Source organism: Mesorhizobium sp. IMUNJ 23033, from assembly GCF_044778005.1.
Lineage (GTDB): Bacteria > Pseudomonadota > Alphaproteobacteria > Rhizobiales > Rhizobiaceae > Mesorhizobium > Mesorhizobium amorphae_A.
In genome coordinates this window covers 38,016-59,927 of sequence record NZ_JBJACT010000029.1, presented here as the reverse complement: position 1 = coordinate 59,927, position 21,912 = coordinate 38,016, and the positions used below count along the sequence as shown (strand labels likewise).

The following is a 21,912-nucleotide window of genomic DNA, read 5'->3' as shown; positions in this document are numbered from 1 at the left end:
CGCCCTACCTAGTATCTCGATCGGCGACTCCGGCGGAACGTTCGTCCCCTGCTCGGAGGATGTGCATAGGCCGAACGTCGGGCGTTTAGTTCGGCAACCGCCCGCTCGCGCCTAAGTCCGACGGCGATCATTTCCACAACCGCGCGAATAGGAATGATCTGCTCCCGTTTCCGAGCCCCATCCAGAAACACTTCCCGCGAAACTGCCGCGATAATAGCCTGGCCTTCGACACGCTCCGGCAACAAACACCAGAGCATGCCCCGATTTTGTCCCGACATATCGCTTGCCGTCCCGATACCTTCGAAATCGAAGAAGACTGGCATAGTGCAATTCAGCCATGAGAAGGGGAAGCAATGCGCTGGACTGCTCGTAACGAAAACGCCCTTCAAAGGTACTGGGGGGAGTCTGAAGTGCCTGCGACCTTCGATAAAGCGCGGCTCGTCTTTCTTCAACCTCGTTCCGTCCACGACCCAGACCATATTCCGATGAAACGACTCGCGTGCAGCCATCTCCTGCATAGGCAGGTGTGAGTGCTGGAACTCGATAACCAAGCCATTTTCGGTCATCACATCCGCAATATGTTTCTCGTCGGCCTCGTCTCGCCGGATCACCTCCTGCCACTCTGGAGGAAAACTATTCTTCCAAGCGCGATGCCATAGCGTTTCCGGCTCCCACCACGGATCGCAGTTCCTGTTGCCGCGATGTGCCCAATGCCGAACCCTTTGCGTCCCGCATTTTGCGATCATCGGCTGCGAGCAGCCTGGGCAGAAAGCGATCAAGCTAGGCGAGGCCTCACATCGCATGTTGTTCACCAATGCAAACCGCATGACCTTCTCCAATTGAGGTTAGGGCCGCACGCCATCCCAGGCGGCAGCCAGATTCTTGTTTGGGAAGCTATGTCGGCAGCGCGGCCAGCCTGAGCTGGTGCTGTTTCTTTTTATCTTCGACGTGAGGTCAGACCGTCGTCGGTTATCATGCGGCTCACGAAATGCCCGGCGCCGCTTCTTCTCAAGGCACAGCAAAACGTATCTGATCCGTTGGTTCAGTCAAGTTTGTGGTTCATCGAAGCCGACAGCCTTGCGCCATGCGCCAGCGATGGCCCGCTGCACCCGCCGCATCGCTGCGGCCCCTCGCTCTCCGCCCCCTCAATGCGGCTTGAAATACTGCACCTCGCGCTCATGCTTCTCGGCGGCCTCGCGGGTGTCGAAGGTGCCGAGGTTGCGTCGGCGGCCGGTCTTTCGTCATTCTTGCGCGAATAGAGCCGGTACTTTCCGGATTTGAGTTTCCTGATCATCTGTCGCGTTCGCCTCGAAACCGATTCAGCCCGCGGGCCTTGTTTTGATGCTCCGGACAAGGCGGCTAGTGGCGCGGGGGCGATCTCGCCAATGGCTGCGAAGAGTTCTCCCCGGCCGAGCGCAGGTCATCAGGCCGGGACGGTCGCTTCTTCGGCTTGGGCTCGACCTTTGAGATCGGCGACCTCGCAATCAGGTAGTCGGCCCGATTTGTCCGGTAGTCTTCCTTGTGGACAGTCGTCTTGTGGACAGACATTTTTTGTCTCCTGACAGAGGTCAACGCGCATCGGCGCCCACCTGTTCCCGCATGACGGCGAAGGCCGCTGGGGCCTGCCTGACAGAGGGGCCGCTGACGCGGGCCTGGCCGTTCGGTTCAATGCAGCCCGTAGCTAGAGCCGCCGTCGCGCCTTGAGGCTGCGCGCGGCTGCCTCGATCGCCGCGCGGTCACTGCCCAGCCTGTCGATCAGCTCCCGCGCCTCGTCGCCCGATATGCCGGTGCGCATGGCAAGTTCCTCGACCGTCAGAATGTCGGTGCTCGCGATCTCGCGGGTTTCCGGCAGGGCGTCGCCCGCCGTCAGCGGCAGGGCCGCCTCGCGGTCGATTTCCGCCTGGGCCTGGTTCCAGTGCCGCTCGTGATTGCCGAACAGCCGGCCTTCCCGTTCCCAGATCTCATAGGCACGCTGATTGATCTTTTCCAGCCGATCGTCGCCCATTGTCCGTTCCTCCATTTTTCTGAAACGCCGCGCGCGGCAGAACGATCCAAGGAATCTGCGCGATCCCACGAGCGGCATCCTCGTCACGCCGCGAGTTGCAACTCGCGGGCGGCCGCGATCATGACACTCGCCAGCAAGCCGTAGGCTGCCTCCCAGGCCTCGCGCACCGGCGGCGTAAAGGCGGGGCCAAGGCCGGCCGCCAACGTCTCGATCAGCGCCTGGCCGACGATCGGGTGCTCCTCGACGCCGTAGCCGACGTGCCGCCTGGCGAACTCGCGCACGGCTGGCAGGATGGTCGATCCAGCCCATGCACGACGAAACCCAGGCCGGCCTGATGCGATCTGAGCAGCAATGATTTCGGCAGGACCGGAAATCGGTCTGGAATGCCACAAAGTATAATGCCACAAAGTTACAATGTCCCGCCCAGGTTGTGGACACTTCCTTTTCAAGGGCGCACTCTTAGATTGCGAAACGCAGCTAGAGTTTCGCCCAACACTTCACATGCTTGAGGTGCGCCGGTGATTGTCTGACCCATCCGGATACTTCCGGCTGGGCAGAACTTTCATTGTGTCGCCTATCCGCGGTCAGGCTACGGCCTACGCACGTTGCAGCCTGTTCCCGGATCAACTGGGAGGTAAACAACATGCATAGAATTCAACGCAGAGAACTTCTTATTCAAGGAAGCGCGGCTCTTGTCGCAATCGCTGCTCTCTCGCGTCGCGCTTACGCTTTTCCAACACAGGCGGGCGAGGACGTTATCCCGTGGCTGGATCAGCCGACCGAAAATCCCAATCCGGATGGAATCAAGACGCAGCTTGTCTGGGAGGATCTGGATAGCTGGATAACGCCAAACGACAAGTTCTTCAGCATCTCGCATTTCAATCGACCAACGATCGATGAGAAGACCTGGTCCATGGAGATCGGGGGCCTGGTCAAGAAGCCCCTGAAGTTGACGCTCGCCGACATCAGGGCGCGGCCGCGCCAGGAGGTTGTTTTCACAGTGGAATGCTCGGGCAACCACGGTTTTCCGTTTTTCACCGGTGGCATCGGCAATGCCCGTTGGGCAGGGACGCCTCTCGCGCCGATCCTCGAGGAAGCCGGCGTGCTGGAGAAGGGCATCGAGGTCGTCTTTTTCGGGACCGACGAAAGCGAGATCCCGATACGCGACGTCAAGATGAAGCAGAACTTCGCGCGCAGCATGTCGCTCGCCGATGCGATGAACCCCGACAATCTGCTCTGCTATGAAATGAACGGCGCCGCCTTGCCGGCGCCCAATGGTTTCCCGCTGCGGCTCATTGCTCCGGGCTGGTACGGCATCGCCAACGTCAAGTGGCTGAAGCGCATCGAGGTTCGCGACACAAGGTTCATGAGCGTTATGATGGCCCGCGACTATGTCACCATCCGGGAGGAAGACCACAATGGCGAGACCGTGTGGGCCGAGACCTCGGTGGGCCGGGCGCTGCTAAAGTCGGCACCCGCGAAGGTCACCCGGAAAGGCTCGGATTACGCCATCGTCGGGGCAGCCTGGGGGGCACCGATCGACCGGGTCGAAGTGCAAATCGATCAAGCGCCCTGGGCGCCGGCGACCATCGATCACAGTGAGGAGGCCGAACACGCCTGGAAAATCTGGTCCCTGCCCTGGGCAAACCCGTCGCCGGGAGAACACACGGTGACCTCGCGCGCGGTCAGCACCACGGGACAGGTTCAACCAGCAATGGACGATCCCTTGATCACCAAGAAGCACACATACTGGGAGAGCAATGGCCAGGTGACGCGGCGCGTCAAGATCGCTTGAGAAATATCGAAGCCAATGCGTCGCGAAGCCTGCAGGAGACCAGCGACGTGGCGAAAATTGTCATGCCGACGCGGCCGCGCGGCATGACATTTGGGGGCGTCGTCAGCGGTGCATCGTGCGCGCCAGTCGCCGGCCCCTCAATGCCGCTTGAAATACTGCACCTCGCGTTCATGTTTCTCGGCGGCTTCGCGGGTGTCGAAGGTGCCGAGATTGCGGCGGCGGCCGGTCTTTTCATCCTTCTTGCGCGAATAGAGGCGGTATTTTCCGGATTTGAGTTTTCTGATCATCGGTCTCTCCCGGAAAGGAGGATGGCCCGGTTGTCGCCAGGCCCTGGCTCATTTTCAGTCGCGGTGTTCAGGCATGGCTTTCAGCTGGTCCTTGGTCCAGTTGGTGACGGCGTGGACGTCACCATCCTCGTCGCGCATGAAATCCAGCTGGCTGGCGGCAACAGCGACAGGCTTGGCGCCGATGCCGAGAAAGCCGCCGACGTCGATAACGACCTGAGAGCCGTGCAGATGATCGACAGAGCCGATCTTTTCGTCGTCGGGGCCATAGATGGTCGCGCCTTCCAGTATGGAAGGGGTCAGCTCGGCGTTTGAAAGTCGTACGTGGCTGGTGTGGTCCATGACAGGGTCTCCTTCGGGTTATGAAGGAGGAACCGGCGACGTGGCCAAGAGTTCCGAAGGAGCATAGGCAGCGCCAGGGTAGCTACATCCCTGATCGCTCGACTGGCCTTCAAGTTTCAAAAGTTCGAACGACCCGGGCTGGAAGTGCCAACTTCGGACGGATCAAGAATACCTGCTTGCTGGGCCTTTCGACGGATCACCATGCTGTGTCCAGAGCCCATTGCTCCTAGCGGTTCGGACTGTCCCTCAACGCAAAATGGAAGAAGAGAACGCACGCCAGCAACGGCACCACCCCGCCCACGAAATCCTGAACCGTCAAGCCGAGGAAATGAACCACCACAAATGCCATTTTCGATCACCCCTGACAGTGTTGGGTGTAGAACTTTTAGAACAGGCTAATGTTCCATTCCTCGCGGAGCCATTCGATTGAAAGTAGTCCGAGCCCTGGTGACCGGTCACCAGGGCTCGGGACGACAATAGAGGGGATGTCTGCCTGCCGTTACGCGGCTTCCGCCGCCGCGTTGACGGCCGATCCAGCAAGTTCGGTGAGTGCCGCGTCGGTTTCTTTCTCCTCGATCAGCGTCAGGTCCAGGAGATTGACCGCCTCGGTCAGTCCGAGTTCGGATGCCCAGGTCCGTAGCGTGCCATAGCGCGAAATCTCATAGTGCTCGACGGCCTGTGCTGCCGCCAGGAGGCCGGCATCCAGAGACGGCGAGCCCTTATATTCCTTGATGATCTCGGCGCCTTCCTCGGTGATGCCCATGATGGCGGCACACGTTTTGCCAGCCGGTTTCTTGTCGATGACCTCGAAGACTTCCTCGAGGCGAGCAACATGCTCTTCGGTCTGATTGCGATGCTTTTCGAATGCCAATTTCAGAGCCTCGCTTTGCGCTGCCTTTGCCATCTTCGGCAACGTGATGAGAATCTTCTTCTCGGCGAAATACATGTCCTTGAGTGTGTCGTGGAAGAGTTCATTCAGACCCTTCGATGCAGCCTTGGTCGCCATGGGGTTGGTCCTTCTTGGTTGTTCCCTCGCCTCGACATGAGGTCTTAGGAAACAGCCAGTCTCTCGCCTTGTTCCAAACGAAACGAAATTCTTTCCGCACGGAGTCGAGCCCTGTCATGGGGCATAGGGTTCCGCCCTTGAATGCTGAGTGAGCGGCTCGATTTCAGGAGCCAACCCAGATCAATACCCGCCAACGATCGGCAGGATCTCGCCGGTGATGTAGCTGGAGCATTGCGGCGAGGCCAGGAACACATAGGCCGGCGCGATCTCCTCCGGCTGGGCCGGGCGCTTCATCGGCGTCTTCGCACCGAACACCGAGACGTCCTCGGCCTCTTTCTCCGACGGGTTGAGCGGCGTCCATACCGGCCCCGGCGCCACCGCGTTGACGCGGATGCCCTTGCCGATGAGACTGCCCGACAACGCACGGGTGAAGGCGTGGATGCCGCCCTTGGTCATCGAATAGTCGACCAGATGCTTCGAGCCGTCGATGCCGGTGACCGAGCCGGTGTTGATGATGGCCGAACCCGGCCTCATGTGCGGCACCGCCTCCTGCGCCATATGGAAATAGCCGTAGAGATTGGTCTTCAGCGTGGTGTCGAAATGCTCCTCGGTAAGGTCGGTGAAATCGACCGAATGCACCTGGAACGCGGCGTTGTTGACCAGCACGTCGAGACCGCCCAACTGCTTCACCGTCCGTTCCACCGCGCGGCGGCAGAAGGCGCGGCTGGCGACATCGCCGCGCAGCGCCAGGCAGCGCCGGCCCTCGGCCTCGACCGCCTGCTTCGTCGTCTCGGCGTCGCGGTCCTCGCTGAGATAGGCGATGGCGATGTCGGCGCCCTCGCGCGCGAACAACACGGCGACCGCCCGGCCGATGCCGGAATCGCCGCCGGTGATCAGCGCCACCTTGCCATCGAGCTTTTTCGAGCCCTGCCAGAACGGCGCGTCATAGAGCGGCGCCGGCTCGATCTTCCACTCTTCGCCGGGCTTGGGGTGATGCTGCTTCGGGAAAGGCGGCTCGGGATAGAGGCGAGCTCCCGCCTGCATGGCGCCGGCGGATTTCGCCTTCGACCTGCGGCGATCGTCGGCATCGACCTTGCGCTGCACGCGCCGCTGCTTTTGCGTGGCTTTCGAGGTATTGGATTTTGTCAGCATCGGTTTCTCCTTCGCTCAAGAAGGAACAACGCCGGCGGACACAAAAGGTTGGCGGCGTCGAACCGCTGTCGAAGTGCCTCAGACCTATTTGTCGGTCCGCCGGATTCGTGAAATGGCCGCGGTGACCAGACTGCTGAGGACAATCCACATGACGACCTCGGTTTTCGACGCGGTTCGATCGGTCCGCCTTGCCCCAGTGCTCGCCGCTACGACCGGTGCCAGATCGGGCCGGCTCCCCTGCCTGATGGAATAGGCTCGGGTGATTTCCGCGCCGAACAGAAAAATCTGCGTTGAATAATATACCCATAGCAGCACGACCAGCAGCGCGCCGGCCGCCCCATATGACGTCGCGATGGCGCTTGTTCCGATGTACCAGCCGATCAGCGACTTGCCGACCGTGAAAAGAAATGCGGTCACGATGGAGCCGATGGCCACGTCGCGCCATCTCAGGGTCCTGTCAGGCAGGACCTTGTAGATTGCGGCGAACAGCAGGGCGATCAGGACAAAAGACACGATCGTGTTGATTGCGCTCACGATCAGTTCGCCAAAAGGCAGATGCGCGTTGATGATGTCGCCGAGGGCCGAGATCGCCGTGCTTGCCGCCAGAGACACGAGCAGTATGAAACCCAACGCGGCCACCAGACCCAGACTTGCCGCGCGAGCCCGCACCAATCGTGAAAACGACGTACCGCTCGGCCTGACCTTCCAGATCTCATTCAGCGAAAGCTGCATTTCGCCGAAGACGCCTGATGCGGTGAAAATCAGGGTCACCAAGCCCAATATCGTGGCCAATGTGCTCGCCGATTTCTGCGATGCGGTTTCGATCGCGGCCTGCAAAAGGTCGGCGCTCTGTGGACCCATCACCCCTGATATCTGCGCCGAAAGGGCGAGTTCGGCGGCATCATTGCCGAAGGCGAAGCCTGCGATGGCAACGATGATGAGCAGGATCGGCGCCAGCGACGTGGTGGCATAAAAGGCCATCGCGGCACCGTGGCTCAATGCGTTGTCGTTTGCGAAGCCGCTGATGCTTTCCTTCAGAAGTTCCCAGCCCTCACCCACCCAGCCTGGCATTGCCTCACCATCTCCGTTTCGCGCCTATTTTGACGCGATCATCGAGTTCCATGCACTGCCCTTTGCTCCAAGGGGCGGGCCGGGTGGGACAAGAGCTCGACTGCCATTTCGTTGGCCAAGGTGTGAAGCCGGAGAAACCAACCCTGTTCTCTTTGCCACCTGGTCCGGCTGACGCGGCCCGCGTGGAAAAAACCCGCCGTGGGCATGATGGTTCCATAGCGGGGGAGCGACCAAGACGCTCTTCGCCGACACGAAGGCGGATGCGCCGTGCAACAAAGCCCGCCACCGTGCGTTGACCTTCTGCCAGTTCACTCTGGCTACTCCAGAACTCCGAACCCGCTGGCTGACCGCCGGCGGGTCTTTTTTGCAGTGCCGGAGCATTTCGCCTGGAACTCCGGAACAATTCGCCATCGACCCGGTTGTTTCTCTGCAGCTGTCCCCTCAACTGCTGCCGATCAGGTATCCCCTGATCAGCCCGCGTCTCCCCTTAAAAAGGAAGACGCGGGCGCGGTTGAGCGCGTCATCTCAACAGAAGGAAGGCAACGATGAATTGGGATCAAATCAAGGGCAAATGGATGCAGTTCAAAGGCAAGGCCAAGGAACAATGGGGCGACCTCACCGACGATGATCTGGATCGGATCGACGGCAATCGCGACCAGCTCCTCGGGCGGATCCAGGAGAGATATGGGATCGCCAAGGAAGAGGCGGAGCGGCAGATAGACGAATGGTCCAGACGGGTCTGACCAAGGTCAAACGGTCGCTTCTTCAGCATCTGGCGCTGCCGGGCTGGCAGCTCATTGGAGAGAGGAAACATCCATGAGTCTCGGCACGATTCTGATCATCATCTTGATTCTGATTTTGCTTGGCGGTTTCAGCGGCCTTGGCGGCGGGCCCTTCTATGGCACCGGCTACTATGGCGGTGGCGGGCTGGGTCTGGTCCTGCTCATCATCATCATTCTGGTTGTTCTCGGGCGCCTCTAGCGCGCAGGCATCGATCGCCGGACGCCCATTGCGTCCAGGTGCTGGAGGAGTTGGTGGCGCGCAAACTCGACCTGAGGAGCGGTCGGCCTGTCTGGTTTTCTTACCGCGCGCCATCGGTGCCGATAGAAAAACTGACGCGGGACGTAAGCACCGGCGTACTGATCGTCGGTATGGGCGTCAGCGGCGCCATGGCCGCCGAAGCACTGACGCGCGCCGGCCATTCGGTGATCTGCATCGACCGGCGCGGACCGCTGGACGGATCGACCTCGGCCACGACGGCCCTGGTGCAATTCGAGCTCGACCAGCCGCTGAAAAAACTTTCGGCGATGAGGGGAAAGGCCGATGCCGAGCAGGCATGGCGCCGATCGCGCCTGGCCGTACTCAATTTGCAAGGGCGGATCGCCGAACTGGCGATCGACTGCAACCTCACCTGCCATCCCGCGCTTTATCTGGCCGGCAATGTGCTTCGGCCATCCGCGTTGCGCGCCGAGGCAGAGGCCCGCCAACGAACCGGAATCGCTGCAACTTACTTGAGCCGTCAGGCCCTGGCGGAGGGTTTCGGCGTCGATCGCGCCGGCGCCATTCTCAGCCATGGCAATCTCGCGCTGGACCCGCGCAAGCTAACCGCGGGTTTGCTGCTGCGGTCGCTGGCACGCAAAGCGCGCTTCTATGCACCGGTCGAGGCGACGGCGATCGACCACGATCGCGAAAGAGTCGTCGTCGGTACCAAGCATGGCCCGACGATCACAGCGCAACATCTGGTGCTGGCAACCGGCTATGAGCTGACCAACATCATCCCGTCGACGGCGCACCGCATCGTCTCTACCTGGGCCATCGCCACAAAGCGGCAGCCAAAAAACATCTGGCCGGGCGCCGCTCTCATCTGGGAGGCATCAGAGCCATACCTCTACGTCCGATCGACAGCCGACGGCCGCGTCCTCTGCGGCGGCGAGGATGAAGACTTCACCGACGAAGGAAATCGCGATCGGCTCATCGCAGGCAAGGCCGAACGACTGGCCGCAAAGCTATTGCGGCTGTTGCCGCAGCTCGATCCCACCCCCGAATTTGCCTGGACCGGTTCGTTTGGCACGACGACAACGGGGCTGCCCTATATCGGTGCGCTGCCCGGGCACCCGCGCGTTCATGCCGTCATGGGCTATGGTGGCAATGGCATCACCTTTTCGCAAATCGCTTCGGAGATCGTTTTGTCGGCGATCGGCGGTGCCGAGGACACCGATGCGAAGCTCTTCGGATTCGCTCGCTCCTGACGAGTACGGCAAGCGGGGAGCTCAGCCTTACATCAAGTCCAGCTCGACAGGATCGTCTCCATTTCCACCGTTTCCACCTGCTGCGCAAAGCGCTGGTGATAGACGGTCAGCAATGCGTCATGCGTGGCGTCGGACGAGCTGCACAGCGCATCCGTCACCAGCACCACACGGTAGCCGAGGTCGATGGCGCCGAGCACAGTGGCGAGCACGCACACGTCGGTCTCGCCGCCGGTGATCACCAAGGTGTCGATCCCCCGCCTTGCCAGAAAATTCGTGACCCTGCCCTCGAACCAGGGCGAGTAGATATGCTTGTCGATGATGGTCGCGGGTGGACAGTGCCGCGCCAGCGAAGGCAAGAGATCGACCATTTCGGGACCGATCTCCTCCAATGTCATCGACGCCCAACGCTGGTAGTAGCGCTTCCAGGTGCCGATGCCCTGGCCTGGTTTCTGTGCCGGCAGGAAGCGGGTAAAGACGGTTTGCGCGGCGCGGCGCGCGACAAGGCTCTCGATCCGCGGCAACACACGGGTGATCCAAGGTGTGGCCCAGGGCGATGGTTCCGCAAACAGTCGCTGCATGTCCACGCAAAGGTGCACGCACTTGTCACCCAACGGGCCATAGGCCAGTCCTGGCACTGACATCAGGATGTCGCTCGCGCGACGGCTACGGCGATACGCAGCCGTTCGACAATGACCATCTCGCCACACATGCGGCCCTCCGCTGCCTCAAACGCGACGCACCGCCCTTCGTTCCTACGGGATGGCAACTTGCGGACCCCGAACGTGGCGAGCCATCGGACACGTGGAACCCGCAGCGCAATTCCCGGTTAAATCCAAGAGGCGGATACAGGATCGAAGCCATGAGCGTTCTCTACCAGGCGGCAAAGATCGCCGAAAAAGCCCATGCCGGGCAGACGGACAAAACGGGGCAACCCTATATCGAGCATTGCCACCGGGTTGCCGACGCGGTCGAGACGATTGACCAGAAGGCTGTCGCCTACCTGCATGACGTTCTCGAGAAGAGTGAGGGCTGGAGCCGTGACCGGCTCGAAGAGGCAGGCTTCGGACCATCGATCGTATCGGCCGTTGACGCGCTCACCCGACGACCCGAAGAGGACGATCTCGCTTTCGTACGCAGGGCAGCCGCCAACCCGGTGGCACTCCCGGTCAAGCGCGCAGACCTTGCCGATAATCTCTGGCAGGCACGCCAGATTGGTGCCTCGACGTCAAAATACGAGGACGGCTTGCGCGTTCTCGATGAAGAGTTCGGCGGTTGAATGCCCGCTCCGTTGGAACGGGCGAAACGAACCGCCTTCGGCCGCAGCCCATCACGTCACGTCACGCCGCGAGCTGGTCCTCGCGGGCGGCCGCGATCATGACACTCGCGAGCAGGCCATAGGCTGCTTCCCAGGCCTCGCGCACTGGCGCGGTAAAGGCGGGGCCGAGGCCGGCCGCCAGCGTCTCGATCAGCGCCTGCCCGACGATCGGGTAATGATGCTCTTCAACGCCATAGGCGACGTGCCGCTTGGCGAGTTCGCGCACGGTCGGCAGAATTGTCTCGGCACGATCCAGTCCATGCACGACGAAACCCAGGCTAGCCATCAGCTTGGCGCCCTGCTTGGTCATGTCCCGCACCGGAAACAGCGCCCGAAGATTTTCGTCGATCGCAAACAGGCGTTCATAGAACAGAGCGGCGGCAGCCGCGCGGATCGGGACGACCTCGCGAAAACTGTCCTGCACAAGTCTGATCTGGTCGGGTGTCATCGGCGCGCTCCTCTGGGTTCTGGCTTGGGTTGACCATCCCCTTGGGGCGTTCGCAGGCATGTCGCCCGCTCGCGTCGATGTTTCAGATACGTCTCAATCCGGTTTCAGGTTGTATTCGGTTGTTTTCGCACCCCCGTCACTCCCTATTCGCACTGCCGGCGCGGGCCACCGGAATAAGGCTGGTATGTGTTGTCTTCCGGCCGGTAGGAGCGGTAGCGGCTGAAGCAATAATCCACGTGGTCGGGCGAAAGCTGGGCGCCGTCCGTCTCATATGTCGTGGCGTAGCCGTCCATCGAAGCGTCGTTCGCCTCGACGTAGCGCACGGCATCGGCGGGAGGTTGCGCCGTGGGTCCGGCGGTGCCGGGGTCGAGATAGGGCGAGATGCAGGGGCGCTGCTGCCCGCTGTAGGACACGTAGCTGTTGTCGCCGGGACGATAGGAGCGGTAGCGGCTCGCGCACCATTCGACATGGGCGGCGGGCAGTCCTGCCGAGGCCTGCTCCTCATCCGTCGAAGGCTGGATGGCGGAGGTCGCGATGGCGTCGGTCGTCGCCGGGGTGGTCTGCGACGCGGCGGCCGCTTCCGCTTTGGCGTCAGGCATCGCAGCCTGCTCGGCCGGGATACGCTCCAAGGTCGGCGCCGCCTTGTTCACAGGGCGCGCGTCCTTGGTCCAGAGTTCCGCGACGCCCACGCTGGGGGTGATCTGGCGCACGGGCTTTGCGGCGAGAAGCCAGACGGCGAAGGCAAGGCCGCTGGCGAAGACGGCGAGGGTCAGCACGAAGCCGCCGACTATTCCCAACAAAGCTTTCACGCCGCGCACTCCTTAAGGCCCCGCTCATACAATGCGGGATATTGAGTCCGGTTCCAGGGAGCCTGCGGGCGAGCGAGGAACCCGAGCTTGCCCCACACCTCCGTGAACCCACCTCCCCGTCGCACGTCTGGCTTAGCGCGGGAGCAGGTTGTCGTGTTAGGATTGCCGGTCGGTATCCTGCTGCTTCAGGGCAACGCCGCTGCAAGTGCCGGCTCGTGCGCATACCGTCAGGCTGACGGCAGGCGAATTTCCTGCCGCAGATTTTCGCGAAGCAAGGAGGGGTTCATGAGCGCAAGGGGCCGATATTTCCGTAGGCTGGTGGCCGGCATTTTTGCCGGTGTCTTCTGGATGGATACCGCCTTGGCGCAGTCGAGCGAGGCGGGGTGCAGGTTCGAGCCGGTGGCCGGAACCTCTCGACAGATCCTGCGGTGCCAGGAAGGCCTTACCATCATCGTCGAAGACGGCGCGCGTTTTTCGCTGGTGGACCGCGATCGGAACGGCAATGCCGATGCGGTCAGATTGCGGCGCAAGGCGCTGCTGCTCGAGGCTCCTGCCGGCGGGGTCCAGGGCGGTTTCGTGGTCGTCACCCCGCAGGCGATCGCCGCGGTGCGCGGCACAAAATGGACGGTCGACGTCGGCCAGGGCAAGACGTCCGTTTTCGTCCTCAGAGGCCGCGTCGCCGTGCAACGGCCGGCGTCCAATGCCGGCGTGGTGCTGGCGCCGGGCGAAGGCGTCGACGTCGAGGCAGGGACGGGCAAGCTCACCGTCAAGCGCTGGCCGGCCAAGCGCGTTTCCGCATTGATGGCTCGTCTGGGTCAGTGAGCGAGGATGAGCGGTCGAGCGCTTGCGACGCTGATCGCGCTCATTCTGGCCGGTCTTTGGGGCGCCGGCCTGGGCTTCGCCCATTGGCGCGGCAATTTGGGGTTTCTCGATCGCGTCGAAGCGACGATGACCGATCTTCGAACGCTCGTTCGAGGAACGGCAAAGCCACCGGAGGTGATCACCATTGTCGCGATCGACGACGAAACGGTGCGCGTTGAGGGCAGCTATCCGCTCAGCCGCGCCACGCTTGCCCGGCTTGTCGATACGATCGCGCGCTTTGAGCCGAAAGCCATTGCGCTCGACCTTCTGCTGGTCGATCCCGGGGCGAAAGACGATGACGCGGCGCTCGCGCGTTCGCTGGGCAGGAGTGCCAGCGTCATCGCTGCGGCAGCGGTCTACCCGGGAGGCAGACAATGGGCAGTGGCCGAGGGTGAAGGCCCTCTCGCCCGGGTGGCGAATGCCGAGCGGTTTCTGTGGCCGCTGAAAGCGTTTTCGGACGCCGCCGCCGTCGGCGTCGTCAACGTGGTCACCGACCGGACGGGAACGCCCCGGTTCGTGCCGTTGCTGTTTCGGGCCGGAGATCAGTTGGAAGCGTCCTTCTCCCTGCGTGTTGCTGCGCTGGCTGCGGGCGAGGATCCGGCCATAGCGCCCGATCATCTGTCGCTGGGCAGCCGTCGGGTCAGGACGGACATCGGTCACATCCTGCCGCTGACATTCTACGGCCCGCGCGGCACGATCCGCACGATCAGCGCCACGACCGTGCTGGAGGGCCAACTCGATCGCGGCATCATCCGGGATCGAATTGTCGTGATCGGAGCGACGGCAACCGGCGCCGGCGATGTTTTCCCGACTCCGTTCGATCCCGTGCTTCCGGGTGTCGAAGTCATGTCGACGGCGATCGCCCATCTGATGACCGGCGACGGCATAGTCCGAGACCAGTCCGTTCGCCTCGCGGATGCCGGCTTTGCGGTGGTGCTGCCCATGGTTCTCGTGGGGTTGCTGGCGTGGCGGCGAAACGCCATCGGCCTATGGGCGGTCGCCGGCGTGATCTTGATCTGGTTCGCGGTCAATATGGCAGCTTTCTCACACCATATCTGGCTGAGCGCTGCGCTGCCGATGGCCGCTGCCGTTCCGCCGGCTCTTCTGTTTGGGGCAGCACAACTTTGGCTGGGCAGGAACCGGGCCCAATATTTCGCCACGCAGAGCCAATTGCTGCAACGCGTCGAAGCCCCAGGCCTGGGGGCGTGGCTCGCCGGCCATGGCGACTTCCTCGCGGAACCTGTCCGGGCAGACGCCGCCATCCTGTTCATCGATCTGTCCGGCTTCACCGGGCTGAGTGAAACATTGGGGCCGAACGCCACGCGCGAACTCTTGAACGCGTTTCATGCGCTGGTAGACGAGGATGTGAAAGACTGCGGTGGCGTCGTCACTTCTTTCATGGGTGACGGCGCCATGATCCTGTTCGGTCTGCCGCAACCGGCGACAGATGACGCCTTCAATGCTGCCCGCTGTTGTGCAAGGCTCTCCAGCCGTACCAACGATTGGCTCGCCTCGTTGCCTGCATCGACGGCATCCCGGCTCGGCTTCAAGATTGGAGCGCACCACGGAACGATCGTTGCCTCTCGACTCGGCGGCGCAGGCCGTCAGCACATCGCGGCCACCGGCGACACGGTCAACGTCGCCAGTCGCCTGATGGAGATCGCGGCCGAGCAGAATGCCGAAGTCGCGGTGAGTGACAAGATGCTGCAAGCCGCCGGTCGCGACTGCGCACTGTTCAAATCCGGTGTTCTGAGAGGGCCTGCGGAAACACAAATCCGTGGGCGATCCGGCGCGCTGGCAATCTGGTTCTGGCGGAGTACGCGGACGCTGCAGCAGGCCCGCGATAAATGATGGTGGGCGCCAGCATCCCTACCCCCCAACCACCTCCCGGTACGCCCTCACCTCGCCATCCTGCCCGCGAATGCGCCACGTCTCCCCGTCCCGCCCTTCGACATAGCACGGCCCGAGCGGCACCTTGCCGCCGCCGTCCGGCAGGTCCAGCACGTAGACGGGGTTGCAGATGCCCGACAGCCGCCGACGCAGGGCGCCGGCCAGCGCCTGGCCTTCGGCGATTGTGGTGCGCCGGTGCGCCATGCCGCGCGCGAGGTCGCCGTGGTGCAGGTAGTACGGTTTTATCCCGAGGCGGTACATCAGCTCGCGGCAGAGCTCCTCCAGCACCTCGACAGTGTCGTTGACGCCCTTGAGCAGAACGCTTTGGTTGAGCAGCATGAAGCCTGCGTGGCGCAAGGTGCGGCAGGCCGCTTCGGTAGCGTCCGTGATCTCGCGCGGATGGTTGAAATGGGTGACCACTGTGACCATCAGGCGGCCCTGCAAGGCCCCGACCAGCCCTGACGTCACGCGCGAAGGCAGCGCAACCGGCACGCGGGTGTGGATGCGCAGCAGCCGCACATGCGGGATCGCCTCGATGCTGGCGCGGATTTCGGCCAGCGCCTTGTCCGGCAGCGAAAGCGGGTCGCCGCCGGTCAGGATCACCTCGCGGATTTCGGGGTGGGCTGCGATGTAGGCGAAAGCCGGCTCAAGGGCTTCGCGCGTATAGCCGCGGCCGATCGAGGTCAGCGACTCCTTGCGGAAGCAGAATCGGCAATAGACCGCGCATTGATAGGTCGGGAACAGCAGCACCCGGTCGGCATGGCGATGCGTCAATCGCGGCACCGGGCTGAATTCATGGTCGCCGATCGGATCGTCGAGCTCGCCGTCCTGCTCCGCCAGTTCCTGCGGCGACGGGATGACTTGCGCCCGGATGGGATCGGCGGGATCGCTCCAGTCGATCAGGTCGAGATAGGCTTTTGGGATGCGCACCTTGTGGCGCGTGGCCGCCGCTTGCGCTGCCGCGCGCTCGGCCGGCGACAACGGCAGCGACTCCAGATCGCGCACATGACGCACGCCTGCGCGGACATCGTCCTGCCAAGAGGCATCGCCGGCCGCCGTGCCGTCGTTCACGGCATCGGCAGTGCCGGAGGCCGCTTCCGTCGCTCCGCCGCTTGTGCCCGTCGGCGCGGCATCGTTCAAAGTCATCGAAGGCTCCTTGAATTCTTGCTGCTCGATACAGCATTGCGGCCAGCGCGCAAAAGCCTTCGATGCATGGCTGAGACAACGCCATGCCCCTGGCGACCGCGCGGGATCGGCCTTGCACATCTACGAAACCATAAGTTTTTCACGGAATGGAAAGCGATGGGTCGAAAGTCAGCGCCGCGATAGTCCGTGCCGGAAGCGGAAGTGGCCGCCGCTTCCCCCGGCAAGTACGGTAGATCGACGAAGAGATTCAGCAGAATTTCAGAAATCTTCCGGTACGCGCCCTTTCCTTGGCTTCATTGTTCTCAAGAGCGAACCGGATGAGGTCGAACATGTCACCGAATGAGAACACGCGCCAAGCCGCCCGGCAGGAACTCCTGGAATATGCATCCACCGTCATGGCTGCGTCACCTTGTGCGCCCATGCCTGGAACAATGTTCGAAATGCTGGAGATCATGGCCATGGAGAGGCGCATGACTTCCGGCCAAAGTGAAGGCGGATCAAATTCTCCTGATCCCTTGACGTCCGCGCCGATTGAGACCCCAATCAGGCAGCGTTTGGTCGAGCTGGTCAGATCGGCATTCAATGTCGCGAGAAAACCCAGGGCACGCACCACTGGCACTTGGCAGTTGCGAGCTTGATCTTGCCCGCGGGCTGCTGTTGTGCAACGGAAAACCTGTCGCTCTGCGCTCCAAGGCGTTTGACCTGTTGACCTACCTCAGCAGGAATGTCGGGCGTGTCGCGACCAAGTCTGAACTGATGTCAGCGGTGTGGCCCGATGTCTTTGTGACCGAGGATTCACTGACGCAGGCGGTCAGGGAGTTGCGAAAGGCGCTGCAGGACGAAAGCCAAACCATTATCCGCACGGTCGCCAAGCGCGGCTACGTCTTCTCGCCTCCCGACGCGCCAAAGCAAGAGCGCGCCGGGCAGCCGCGCGTTGCCGTGCTGCGTTTCAGCAATGAAGGTGCGCCGGAAGACACCCCCTTGGTCGACGGTTTCGCCGAGGACATTGTCAATGCGTTGGCTCGCTTCGGAACGGTCGTTGTGCTGGCGCGCAATTCCGGATTTGCATTTGTCTCGGATTCCGCGTCCGATTGGCGTGCCGTTGGCGACAGCCTTGGCGCAACCTACCTGGTCCGCGGCAGGGCGACGACCCGGGCAGACGGCATGCGGGTCACCGTCAGTCTCATTACTGCCTCGACGGGTGGAGTCCTATGGAGCGATACCTTTTCCGCGTCTGGCGGCCAGATCTTCGACATGCAGGAAGAAATCGCCCGCCGTGTGGTGAACCGGCTGGTCGCTCGGCTCGACGATGCAGGTCTCAAGCAGGCAAGCCCAAAGCCTCCCGAAAGCCTGGCCGCATACGAGCTTCTCCTGCGTGGACTGGCCCGGCTGCGCGGTTATGGTGATGATGACAACGAGGCTGCGCGCGGTCTCTTCCAGGCTGCGGTCGAAAAGGACCCGACCTATGCCTTGGCGCATGCCTACATCGCGCTCGCCGATCTCATTATAGGTGGTTATGCCGAGGCACCCCCGGCATTGCTTGGTTCAGTGATCGACCGCGCGGTGTGTGCGGTGACCCTGGCGCCGGAAGAGCCACGCTGCCATCGCGTACTCGCCCAGGCTTTCATCTCTGCCCGTCGGTTCGACGCGGCTGAACATCACCTTCAACGCGCGCTCGACCTCAATCCGTATGACGCCGATACGATTGCGCAAATGGGGTTCTTGCTCACGATGAGAGGCAGGCCTCTTGAAGCACTCGCGGCGCTTGACAGTGCGATACGGATCAACCCGATCCATCCGGACTGGTACCACTATGATCGCGCCATCGCGCAATACTCCGTTGGAGATTACAAGGCCGCGCTTGTCAGCATGTCCAAGGTCCCCCCGAAAACCCCCTGGCGACTGACAAGGCTGGCGGGGTGCCACGCGCAACTCGGCGACCTGAAGGAAGCTCAGCGCATCATGGCAGAGGTCAAGCGGATAGCGCCTGATTATTCGCCACTGGAGTTTGCGCAAACCGGAATCGCCTTCGAACATGCGAGCGATGTTGAACACCTCGTTGCCGGCGTCGCCAAGGCACTCGCAGCGTATGAGCAGCAACCCTAGGCGGCACCAGCGGGGGGTCGTTTTCGCATTGGAAATGCAGCTTCTCGCAGGGCGCGCCGGCCCAGGCTCCCGATCGAACTGCGGCATGTCGGCAAGATCCTTCGTCCTCCGAGAAGCGCGACGTCTCTCTGCCGAGCGCTGCGATGCTCTACGAACCCATAGGTATTTAAGCAAAATGGCATTAATCTGCGCAGCCTGGGGTTTCGGGGCAGACGAATGGATTTCGGCACGGGCCATGGCTACCTCCTCATCGGCGGCCTCATCCTGGTCGGTGCCGGGCTGCTGATCCTGTCGCTGATCGTCAATCTTCGCGTCGCTCACAGCGTGCGCGACGACGTGCGCCATCGCGAAAAGCTGCTGGAATATTATCGCAACATCTTTTCGCAGCTGGGCGTGATCCTGATCGGCATCGGCGTGTCCCTGTTCATCTTCTTCTTCCAGCAGAACTATCAGGACCAGAAAAGACGCGAGACGGAGCTGCAACAGGTGTTGGCCAAACTGGCGGCGCGCATTGCCCGCGGCACCCCCGTCGTCGCATCGCTCGGCGAATTCGACGAGCTGCTGGACCAAGGCGGGTCCTATGTCAGTCCCGACCTTGGCGGAACCAACGCCGCGGTCAGCGCGCAGGGAACGGAACTCGGCAAGCAGGTCGCCGATATCCTTCTGGTCGAGCGCGACGTCGATGTCCAAGCGTTCGATATCCTCAATCTGTCGAGCGATTTCGAAACCTCGTTCGTCGTCAACGAACTCGATCCGACGCTGTGGTTCAACATCGTGCGGGACGAGAACGACATCAAATATGCCACCACCCAGCTCGCCCTCGACTACAAGGATTTGCTGGATGCGATCGGCGGCGAGCCGGTCGAGGCTGCGGTCGCCAATCCTGAGAAGGAGCGCAAAATCAAGCAGGAGGTGCTGGATATCTTCTACGATGCCGACCTGCTGCGCCTCAGCAGCAGGAGACATCTCGGCCGCGCGTGCTGGCTGTTCAGCAAGGGGCGCGGCTTCGTCGCCCTTGCACCGGCCGATGCGATCGAAGCCGATGCCAGATCGCACCAGGATTGGATCGACCGCGCGAAGCCCTTGCTGACGCAGTCGAAGTCGGGAAGCGGCGACTGCTTCAAATTGCTCCATTACGGCCAGGCGTCCTGAGAACGAGCCGGCGGCGAAAACCCACCGGGTTCGATCCATTCCCGCCGTCAATGACACCACGTAGCCGACACTCAGCGGGCTGCCCGCTGGCATCTCCAGCGGACATCATGAAACCTTCTGATTTTTAAGCCGTTGTCGGCCTGATGTCAGAAGCTGTCAAACCGAAATCGGCCGACGGCGCCAGGCCGGGCGGCGCCCGGAAGTCGCGCCAGCAGCAATCGCGCCAAGAGAAATCGCGCGGAGAGAAGTCGCGCGAAGAGAAGCCATTGGCAGTCGAAGCCGAGGAGGTCGTCGGCGAGGCCGCGCCGCCGCCGGAGGCCGTCGAGCCCGATCCGGAGTTGACGCCCGAGCAGGCCGAGCAGGCGCGCAAGAAATATCTGCTGCGGCGTTTCTGGATCGGCGCGCGCGGCTACTGGAGCCGGCGCGGCGACCGGCTCGCCTGGCCGTTCACCATCGGGGTGCTGCTGCTCATTTGCATCAATATCGGCTTCCAGTATGGCATCAATGTCTGGAACCGCTCGATGTTCGATGCTCTTGAGCAGCGCAACGCCCGCAGCGTTTATTTCCTCAGCGCCGTATTCGTGCCGCTGGTGATCTGCAGCGGCAGCCTTGTCGTCACGCAGGTCTACCTGCGCATGACGATCCAGCGCCGCTGGCGTTCCTGGCTGACCACCGCGGTCATCGCGCGCTGGCTCGCCAGCGGCCGCTACTACCAGCTGAACCTCGTCGGCGGCGATCACCAGAACCCCGAAGCCCGCATGACCGAGGATCTGCGCATCGCCACCGAATCTCCCGTCGATTTCATCGCCGGCGTCCTTAACGCGTTCCTGTCGGCCTCGACCTTCATCGTCGTGCTGTGGACCATCGGCGGCGCGCTGACCCTGCCGATCGGCGGCGAGAGCATCACCATTCCCGGCTTCCTGGTCATCACCGCGATGATCTATGCCGCCATCACCTCGACCTCGATGGTGGTCATCGGCCGCAATTTCGTCCAGCTCTCCGAGCGGAAGAACCAGGCGGAGGCCGAACTGCGCTACACGCTGACGCGCGTGCGCGAAAACGGCGAGAGCATCGCCCTGCTCGGCGGCGAGGACGAAGAACGCAGCGGCATCGACAGGAATTTCGGCCATGTGCTGAGGCAATGGGCGCTGCTGACCGGCCAGCACATGCGTACGGCGGCGGTGTCGCAGGGGTCGAGCCTGTTTGCGCCGGTCGTGCCGATCCTGCTGTGTGCGCCAAAATTCCTCGAAGGCTCAATGACGCTTGGCGAGGTGATGCAGGCTGCCTCTGCCTTTGGCATCGTGCAAGGAGCGTTCGGATGGCTGGTCGATAACTATCCCCGTCTCGCCGACTGGAACGCCTGTGCGCGGCGCATCGCCTCGCTGATGATGTCGCTCGACGGGCTGGAGCGAGCCGAACAGAGCGACGCCCTGGGACGCATCCAGCGTGGTGAAACCGAAGACGGTGCGATGCTCAGCCTCGACAATCTCTCCGTGACGCTCGACGACGGCACGTCCGTGGTCAAGGAAACCGAGGTCGTGATCGAACCGGGCGAGCGGGTGCTGGTAGCCGGCGAATCCGGTTCAGGAAAGAGCACGCTGGTGCGGGCCGTCGCGGGACTGTGGCCATGGGGCGGCGGCAGTGTCAATTTCCACGCCGAGAGGCGACTGTTCATGTTGCCGCAACGTCCCTACATCCCCTCAGGCACGCTTCGCCGTGCAGCCGCCTATCCTGCCGCCGCCGACAACTGGACGATTGACGAGATCAAGGCTGCCCTTGACAAGGTAGGCCTCGCCTATCTCGCCGCCAGGATCGAGGAAGACGCGCCATGGGACCAGACCTTGTCGGGCGGCGAGAAGCAGCGGCTCGCCTTAGCGCGTCTCCTGCTGCACAGCCCCGATATCGTCGTGCTCGATGAAGCAACCTCGGCGCTCGACGAGAAGAGCCAGGACAAGATGATGGAGACGATCATCCAAGAACTGCCGAAGGTCACCATCATAAGCGTGGCGCACCGCGCCGAGCTGGAAGCCTTCCACAGCCGCAAGATCACCCTGGAGCGGCGCAAGGGCGGCGCCAAGCTGGTCAGCGATATCGAGCTTGTCCCGCGCAAGGGCAGACGGAACCTTCTCTCGCGCGCCTTGTGGGGCTCAGGCACTTCTGCCGCAAGGCGGCGTCAGGTTAAGTAAGGCGGCGCTATCCCAGACAAATGTGAACTGCTGCAGTACGCACACGCGTCCTGACTCAAGTCCGAAACCGGCGGCGAAAGCTCACCGCCTTATCA

The 21,912-nt window shown here is 62.4% G+C and carries 25 protein-coding genes; 11 read left to right on the top strand and 14 right to left on the bottom strand.

What is annotated here, in order from left to right; genetic code table 11:
* Positions 1 to 8: 8 nt before the first annotated feature.
* On the bottom strand, positions 9 to 827 hold the full coding sequence (locus ACFX5Q_RS26475) for a competence protein CoiA (RefSeq protein ID WP_404282762.1): 819 nt from the start codon (positions 825 to 827) through the stop codon (positions 9 to 11).
* A gap of 147 nt (positions 828 to 974) precedes the next feature.
* Here ACFX5Q_RS26475 and ACFX5Q_RS26470 point away from each other — a divergent pair, with 147 nt between their 5' ends.
* Entirely contained in the window at positions 975 to 1,259 is a 285-nt protein-coding gene (locus ACFX5Q_RS26470) for a hypothetical protein (protein WP_404282835.1), read from the top strand.
* Between the two features lie 422 nt (positions 1,260 to 1,681).
* On the opposite strand, the gene ACFX5Q_RS26465 is transcribed toward ACFX5Q_RS26470, so the two are convergent.
* Positions 1,682 to 2,005 carry a DUF2934 domain-containing protein gene (locus tag ACFX5Q_RS26465; RefSeq protein ID WP_404282761.1) on the bottom strand — a complete coding sequence of 108 codons (324 nt, stop codon included), beginning with the start codon at positions 2,003 to 2,005 and terminating at the stop codon, positions 1,682 to 1,684.
* Positions 2,006 to 2,088: 83 nt separating this feature from the next.
* The gene (locus tag ACFX5Q_RS26460; protein WP_404282760.1) at positions 2,089 to 2,397 is read right to left on the bottom strand and encodes a globin domain-containing protein; all 309 of its coding nucleotides are present in this window, start codon (positions 2,395 to 2,397) and stop codon (positions 2,089 to 2,091) included.
* 251 nt (positions 2,398 to 2,648) lie between these two features.
* On the opposite strand from ACFX5Q_RS26460, the gene ACFX5Q_RS26455 reads away from it, so the two are divergent.
* Positions 2,649 to 3,800 (top strand): sulfite oxidase, encoded by a 1,152-nt coding sequence (locus ACFX5Q_RS26455; protein WP_404282828.1) that lies wholly within the window; start codon positions 2,649 to 2,651, stop codon positions 3,798 to 3,800.
* A 137-nt stretch (positions 3,801 to 3,937) separates the two neighbouring features.
* On the opposite strand, the gene ACFX5Q_RS26450 is transcribed toward ACFX5Q_RS26455, so the two are convergent.
* The 6 genes from ACFX5Q_RS26450 to ACFX5Q_RS26425 all read right to left on the bottom strand — a co-directional run bounded on the left by ACFX5Q_RS26450 (position 3,938) and on the right by ACFX5Q_RS26425 (position 7,655).
* Positions 3,938 to 4,087, bottom strand: coding sequence for a hypothetical protein (locus ACFX5Q_RS26450; RefSeq protein ID WP_126043134.1), 150 nt, complete (start codon positions 4,085 to 4,087; stop codon positions 3,938 to 3,940).
* A gap of 54 nt (positions 4,088 to 4,141) precedes the next feature.
* Positions 4,142 to 4,426, bottom strand: coding sequence for a PRC-barrel domain containing protein (locus tag ACFX5Q_RS26445; protein ID WP_120018064.1), 285 nt, complete (start codon positions 4,424 to 4,426; stop codon positions 4,142 to 4,144).
* Positions 4,427 to 4,652: 226 nt separating this feature from the next.
* Positions 4,653 to 4,775, bottom strand: coding sequence for a hypothetical protein (locus ACFX5Q_RS26440; RefSeq protein WP_404282759.1), 123 nt, complete (start codon positions 4,773 to 4,775; stop codon positions 4,653 to 4,655).
* A 150-nt stretch (positions 4,776 to 4,925) separates the two neighbouring features.
* Entirely contained in the window at positions 4,926 to 5,432 is a 507-nt protein-coding gene (locus ACFX5Q_RS26435; RefSeq protein WP_404282758.1) for a ferritin-like domain-containing protein, read from the bottom strand.
* Positions 5,433 to 5,612: 180 nt separating this feature from the next.
* Positions 5,613 to 6,584, bottom strand: coding sequence for an SDR family oxidoreductase (locus ACFX5Q_RS26430; RefSeq protein ID WP_404282757.1), 972 nt, complete (start codon positions 6,582 to 6,584; stop codon positions 5,613 to 5,615).
* A gap of 84 nt (positions 6,585 to 6,668) precedes the next feature.
* Positions 6,669 to 7,655, bottom strand: a complete 987-nt coding sequence (locus ACFX5Q_RS26425) for a YihY/virulence factor BrkB family protein (protein ID WP_404282756.1) — start codon at positions 7,653 to 7,655, stop codon at positions 6,669 to 6,671.
* Between the two features lie 545 nt (positions 7,656 to 8,200).
* Here ACFX5Q_RS26425 and ACFX5Q_RS26420 point away from each other — a divergent pair.
* The 3 genes from ACFX5Q_RS26420 (at position 8,201) to ACFX5Q_RS26410 (ending at position 9,904) form a co-directional block, all read left to right on the top strand.
* Entirely contained in the window at positions 8,201 to 8,398 is a 198-nt protein-coding gene (locus tag ACFX5Q_RS26420; RefSeq protein ID WP_404282755.1) for a CsbD family protein, read from the top strand.
* A gap of 73 nt (positions 8,399 to 8,471) precedes the next feature.
* The gene (locus tag ACFX5Q_RS26415) at positions 8,472 to 8,636 is read left to right on the top strand and encodes a DUF3309 family protein (RefSeq protein ID WP_404282754.1); all 165 of its coding nucleotides are present in this window, start codon (positions 8,472 to 8,474) and stop codon (positions 8,634 to 8,636) included.
* 53 nt (positions 8,637 to 8,689) lie between these two features.
* Positions 8,690 to 9,904, top strand: a complete 1,215-nt coding sequence (locus ACFX5Q_RS26410) for an NAD(P)/FAD-dependent oxidoreductase (RefSeq protein WP_404282753.1) — start codon at positions 8,690 to 8,692, stop codon at positions 9,902 to 9,904.
* A 32-nt stretch (positions 9,905 to 9,936) separates the two neighbouring features.
* On the opposite strand, the gene ACFX5Q_RS26405 is transcribed toward ACFX5Q_RS26410, so the two are convergent.
* Positions 9,937 to 10,545, bottom strand: a complete 609-nt coding sequence (locus ACFX5Q_RS26405; protein ID WP_404282752.1) for a cysteine hydrolase family protein — start codon at positions 10,543 to 10,545, stop codon at positions 9,937 to 9,939.
* Between the two features lie 218 nt (positions 10,546 to 10,763).
* Between ACFX5Q_RS26405 and ACFX5Q_RS26400 the strand changes: the two genes are divergently transcribed.
* A complete protein-coding gene (locus ACFX5Q_RS26400) occupies positions 10,764 to 11,180 on the top strand; it encodes an HD domain-containing protein (protein WP_404282751.1) in 417 nt (138 codons plus the stop codon).
* A 61-nt stretch (positions 11,181 to 11,241) separates the two neighbouring features.
* Here the strand turns inward: ACFX5Q_RS26400 and ACFX5Q_RS26395 are convergent, their stop codons facing one another.
* Together ACFX5Q_RS26395 and ACFX5Q_RS26390 are read right to left on the bottom strand one after the other, a co-directional pair.
* Entirely contained in the window at positions 11,242 to 11,667 is a 426-nt protein-coding gene (locus ACFX5Q_RS26395) for a globin family protein (RefSeq protein ID WP_404282750.1), read from the bottom strand.
* A 143-nt stretch (positions 11,668 to 11,810) separates the two neighbouring features.
* Positions 11,811 to 12,476, bottom strand: a complete 666-nt coding sequence (locus ACFX5Q_RS26390; protein ID WP_404282749.1) for a BA14K family protein — start codon at positions 12,474 to 12,476, stop codon at positions 11,811 to 11,813.
* Positions 12,477 to 12,761: 285 nt separating this feature from the next.
* Here ACFX5Q_RS26390 and ACFX5Q_RS26385 point away from each other — a divergent pair, with 285 nt between their 5' ends.
* Positions 12,762 to 13,298: a FecR domain-containing protein gene (locus tag ACFX5Q_RS26385; RefSeq protein WP_404282748.1), complete on the top strand. Its 537-nt coding sequence runs from the start codon at positions 12,762 to 12,764 to the stop codon at positions 13,296 to 13,298.
* A gap of 6 nt (positions 13,299 to 13,304) precedes the next feature.
* The gene (locus tag ACFX5Q_RS26380; RefSeq protein ID WP_404282747.1) at positions 13,305 to 15,188 is read left to right on the top strand and encodes a CHASE2 domain-containing protein; all 1,884 of its coding nucleotides are present in this window, start codon (positions 13,305 to 13,307) and stop codon (positions 15,186 to 15,188) included.
* Positions 15,189 to 15,206: 18 nt separating this feature from the next.
* Here the strand turns inward: ACFX5Q_RS26380 and ACFX5Q_RS26375 are convergent, their stop codons facing one another.
* Positions 15,207 to 16,373 carry a KamA family radical SAM protein gene (locus ACFX5Q_RS26375; protein WP_404282746.1) on the bottom strand — a complete coding sequence of 389 codons (1,167 nt, stop codon included), beginning with the start codon at positions 16,371 to 16,373 and terminating at the stop codon, positions 15,207 to 15,209.
* A gap of 247 nt (positions 16,374 to 16,620) precedes the next feature.
* On the bottom strand, positions 16,621 to 16,986 hold the full coding sequence (locus ACFX5Q_RS26370; RefSeq protein ID WP_404282833.1) for a hypothetical protein: 366 nt from the start codon (positions 16,984 to 16,986) through the stop codon (positions 16,621 to 16,623).
* Between ACFX5Q_RS26370 and ACFX5Q_RS26365 the strand changes: the two genes are divergently transcribed.
* The 3 genes from ACFX5Q_RS26365 to ACFX5Q_RS26355 all read left to right on the top strand — a co-directional run bounded on the left by ACFX5Q_RS26365 (position 16,956) and on the right by ACFX5Q_RS26355 (position 21,817).
* The gene (locus ACFX5Q_RS26365; RefSeq protein WP_404282745.1) at positions 16,956 to 18,479 is read left to right on the top strand and encodes a winged helix-turn-helix domain-containing tetratricopeptide repeat protein; all 1,524 of its coding nucleotides are present in this window, start codon (positions 16,956 to 16,958) and stop codon (positions 18,477 to 18,479) included. The two genes, ACFX5Q_RS26370 and ACFX5Q_RS26365, sit on opposite strands and share 31 nt — an antisense overlap.
* 216 nt (positions 18,480 to 18,695) lie before the next feature.
* Positions 18,696 to 19,631: a hypothetical protein gene (locus tag ACFX5Q_RS26360; RefSeq protein ID WP_404282744.1), complete on the top strand. Its 936-nt coding sequence runs from the start codon at positions 18,696 to 18,698 to the stop codon at positions 19,629 to 19,631.
* A gap of 143 nt (positions 19,632 to 19,774) precedes the next feature.
* On the top strand, positions 19,775 to 21,817 hold the full coding sequence (locus ACFX5Q_RS26355) for an ABC transporter ATP-binding protein/permease (protein ID WP_404282743.1): 2,043 nt from the start codon (positions 19,775 to 19,777) through the stop codon (positions 21,815 to 21,817).
* Positions 21,818 to 21,912 lie beyond the last annotated feature (95 nt).

Excerpts from the sequence above, each read along its gene's own strand:
- ACFX5Q_RS26475 (WP_404282762.1), bottom strand. The coding sequence starts at position 827 with ATGCGGTTTGCATTGGTGAACAACATGCGATGTGAGGCCTCGCCTAGC.
- ACFX5Q_RS26470 (WP_404282835.1), top strand. The coding sequence starts at position 975 with ATGCGGCTCACGAAATGCCCGGCGCCGCTTCTTCTCAAGGCACAGCAA.
- ACFX5Q_RS26465 (WP_404282761.1), bottom strand. The coding sequence starts at position 2,005 with ATGGGCGACGATCGGCTGGAAAAGATCAATCAGCGTGCCTATGAGATC.
- ACFX5Q_RS26455 (WP_404282828.1), top strand. The coding sequence starts at position 2,649 with ATGCATAGAATTCAACGCAGAGAACTTCTTATTCAAGGAAGCGCGGCT.
- ACFX5Q_RS26450 (WP_126043134.1), bottom strand. The coding sequence starts at position 4,087 with ATGATCAGAAAACTCAAATCCGGAAAATACCGCCTCTATTCGCGCAAG.
- ACFX5Q_RS26445 (WP_120018064.1), bottom strand. The coding sequence starts at position 4,426 with ATGGACCACACCAGCCACGTACGACTTTCAAACGCCGAGCTGACCCCT.
- ACFX5Q_RS26440 (WP_404282759.1), bottom strand. The coding sequence starts at position 4,775 with ATGGCATTTGTGGTGGTTCATTTCCTCGGCTTGACGGTTCAGGATTTC.
- ACFX5Q_RS26435 (WP_404282758.1), bottom strand. The coding sequence starts at position 5,432 with ATGGCGACCAAGGCTGCATCGAAGGGTCTGAATGAACTCTTCCACGAC.
- ACFX5Q_RS26430 (WP_404282757.1), bottom strand. The coding sequence starts at position 6,584 with ATGCTGACAAAATCCAATACCTCGAAAGCCACGCAAAAGCAGCGGCGC.
- ACFX5Q_RS26425 (WP_404282756.1), bottom strand. The coding sequence starts at position 7,655 with ATGCCAGGCTGGGTGGGTGAGGGCTGGGAACTTCTGAAGGAAAGCATC.
- ACFX5Q_RS26420 (WP_404282755.1), top strand. The coding sequence starts at position 8,201 with ATGAATTGGGATCAAATCAAGGGCAAATGGATGCAGTTCAAAGGCAAG.
- ACFX5Q_RS26415 (WP_404282754.1), top strand. The coding sequence starts at position 8,472 with ATGAGTCTCGGCACGATTCTGATCATCATCTTGATTCTGATTTTGCTT.
- ACFX5Q_RS26405 (WP_404282752.1), bottom strand. The coding sequence starts at position 10,545 with ATGTCAGTGCCAGGACTGGCCTATGGCCCGTTGGGTGACAAGTGCGTG.
- ACFX5Q_RS26400 (WP_404282751.1), top strand. The coding sequence starts at position 10,764 with ATGAGCGTTCTCTACCAGGCGGCAAAGATCGCCGAAAAAGCCCATGCC.
- ACFX5Q_RS26395 (WP_404282750.1), bottom strand. The coding sequence starts at position 11,667 with ATGACACCCGACCAGATCAGACTTGTGCAGGACAGTTTTCGCGAGGTC.
- ACFX5Q_RS26385 (WP_404282748.1), top strand. The coding sequence starts at position 12,762 with ATGAGCGCAAGGGGCCGATATTTCCGTAGGCTGGTGGCCGGCATTTTT.
- ACFX5Q_RS26380 (WP_404282747.1), top strand. The coding sequence starts at position 13,305 with ATGAGCGGTCGAGCGCTTGCGACGCTGATCGCGCTCATTCTGGCCGGT.
- ACFX5Q_RS26375 (WP_404282746.1), bottom strand. The coding sequence starts at position 16,373 with ATGACTTTGAACGATGCCGCGCCGACGGGCACAAGCGGCGGAGCGACG.
- ACFX5Q_RS26365 (WP_404282745.1), top strand. The coding sequence starts at position 16,956 with ATGTCGCGAGAAAACCCAGGGCACGCACCACTGGCACTTGGCAGTTGC.
- ACFX5Q_RS26360 (WP_404282744.1), top strand. The coding sequence starts at position 18,696 with ATGGATTTCGGCACGGGCCATGGCTACCTCCTCATCGGCGGCCTCATC.
- ACFX5Q_RS26355 (WP_404282743.1), top strand. The coding sequence starts at position 19,775 with ATGTCAGAAGCTGTCAAACCGAAATCGGCCGACGGCGCCAGGCCGGGC.